Here is a 2,250-nt window from a genome sequence, read left to right as displayed (position 1 = left end):
AACAGATCACTGCCTTTTATTTTGAACGCAGGCGAAAAGTTTTCACACAGAATCGGCGTACACGACGTATAAGTGCATCCTCACGGGTTATCTTATACTACCCCCATAAAACCCCTTAAAATTCATTTAAACGCTCATATACGCTTATTTGAGCTCTCAAAAGGCATATAACCTTAACCAAGTTCAAAGAGCAGCAATACATCCAAAATCTCAAAATCGTTAATTTCAGTAAGAGCATAAGGAGGTTTTTCCGGATTTTCATCCTACAAAACCTCATAACCCTTGATATGCCGGCAGTGCCGGCAATATTATTTTACGGACAGATTTCAATCGAATGTACACGAATATGTACAAGAAAATTGTCCAAAAACCCATCATTTTTATACATGTACATAAAAATGTACATTCAATTTAAAGGTATTTAGAATCGATTTTTGTTCTAAATACTTTCTAAAGTGGGGGGGAAAGTGGTGGATAAGGTGGGGGTAACCCCCCCTTTTTTTAATTAGAATCCACGCACACGTTATAAATCAAATGAGACCCGTCAGTTTCTCAATTCGTAATAGTAATAAATTACTATACTCAAACTTTGACCTCACCAACACCACGTACGTTTTTGTTGGTGAGGTCAAAGTTAAATGAGATTTGACGGGTCTTTTTATCTGATTTCGTGTGCATGTTATTCTTCGATGTCTATTTCTTCGAGCATGGTTTGGTTGACTTCTTTTTGCATATCTTCTGACATGAGTTTCTGTTCTGTCTGAATATAGTCTGTCTGTCCCCAGTGATAGAAAATTTGGTAGATGTAATGTGTCGGATCCATTTCCTTATAATGTTCTAATTCTTTGTTTTCGTATTTCTTGCTGGCATCTTTAAAGAGGCCAGAATATACGATGAGCCGTTTGCCAGACAGTGTCTTATAGAATGTATCGAATATGGTTTCGTCCTGGAGGTAGTCGCTGTCTTTGGCACTGTATTTGGCAATTTCGGAGACTTCTTTTTTATTATCTGTATGTTTTACACGCCGGATATCCACCTGCGCGATACATGGATTTTTCGTCGATTGTTGCCAAAGTTCCAGCCATCTATCACGCTTTATATACTGTCTTTGGTTATTGAAATAGTGCTTGTCGACAGCAAGAATCACATGAAAATGAGGATGATAATCATCTCTGTCCTTGTTATAAGTCACTTCCAATTTCCTGACATAACCTTTTACTGCTGCTTTGACTTCTTTACGCTGCATGAGCCGTTGAAATGATTGATTGTAATGCTTAATTTCATCATCCAACTCATTCGCTTTTACATTCGGAGCAGTCAACGTGAGAAAGACAAATTCTTTATTCTCTGCTTCTCTCAAATACTGCATGAGAATACTGATTTTCAGTGCATTCTTACGAGCTTTTCGCCATGAACAAACTGGGCAAAATCTATGCTTACAACTGTTCGCACCATGCAATTTCTTATGTTCTAATGTTTTATCAGCAACAAACAACATAAATGTATTGCACTCCTTTACTCTTTCCAATGTTTTATCACTAACATGATTACTTATAAGCGTCTGTAACAGTTGATTTTTAAGTTTTTTCTCTGTATACTTCTCCATGATATAGAAATCCCTTTCTACCTAAGAAAGGCACAAAAAGAGCTTGCACTCTTCCTACAGGTATTTGTTTTTAGTCTCGACAACTAAAACACTAGACCAGTAGACGGAAGAATGCAAGTTTTTTTGTATAAAACGCTGATATGCCAAGGATTCAACATCAGATAAGTCAATCAGAAATATGACCCTTAGTATCAAGATAAAAGAAACCCGTTCAAAAATACTGAAAATCTCCCCTATTTTCATCAGTCTTACAAGATTATGATTGTATTCAAAAGGAGATGAAAATAATGAAAAAATTCTTATCAATTTTATTACTAATTATGAACAGTATAAGTTTTGCTATAGGTTTAGGACTTTTATTTGGAGAAGACGAAGAAACAAAAAATGATTGAAAAAATTAGATAAAACCAGGTAAAGTTTATCCTTATTGGATTTCTTCCCAATAAAAGTTGGTGAATAAATGGAAACCCTATTCTCAATAATCGCCTTATTAATCGGACTCACTGCCATAGGAATGCTTATAAGCCTTATATCAAAAAAACAGAGTTTAACAAAAAAACTCTCAATCCTCTTTGTTATACTATCTATTTTGAACATAATCATATATTTCACAATGAAATAAATATTTATTCCAATTTCCTTTT

Annotated in this window: 1 protein-coding gene; it reads right to left on the bottom strand. The window is 34.8% G+C overall.

The window, feature by feature from the left end:
* Positions 1-679 precede the first annotated feature (679 nt).
* Positions 680-1,606, bottom strand: coding sequence for a protein rep (locus tag C792_RS0114025; RefSeq protein ID WP_017550088.1), 927 nt, complete (start codon positions 1,604-1,606; stop codon positions 680-682).
* Positions 1,607-2,250 lie beyond the last annotated feature (644 nt).

This window comes from Salinicoccus carnicancri Crm, from assembly GCF_000330705.1.
Taxonomy (GTDB): Bacteria; Bacillota; Bacilli; order Staphylococcales; family Salinicoccaceae; genus Salinicoccus; species Salinicoccus carnicancri.
This window is presented reverse-complemented; position numbering and strand designations above follow the sequence as displayed.

What these genes read in the sequence shown, in the direction of transcription:
- C792_RS0114025 (WP_017550088.1), bottom strand. Translation starts at nt 1,606, where the DNA reads ATGGAGAAGTATACAGAGAAAAAACTTAAAAATCAACTGTTACAGACG.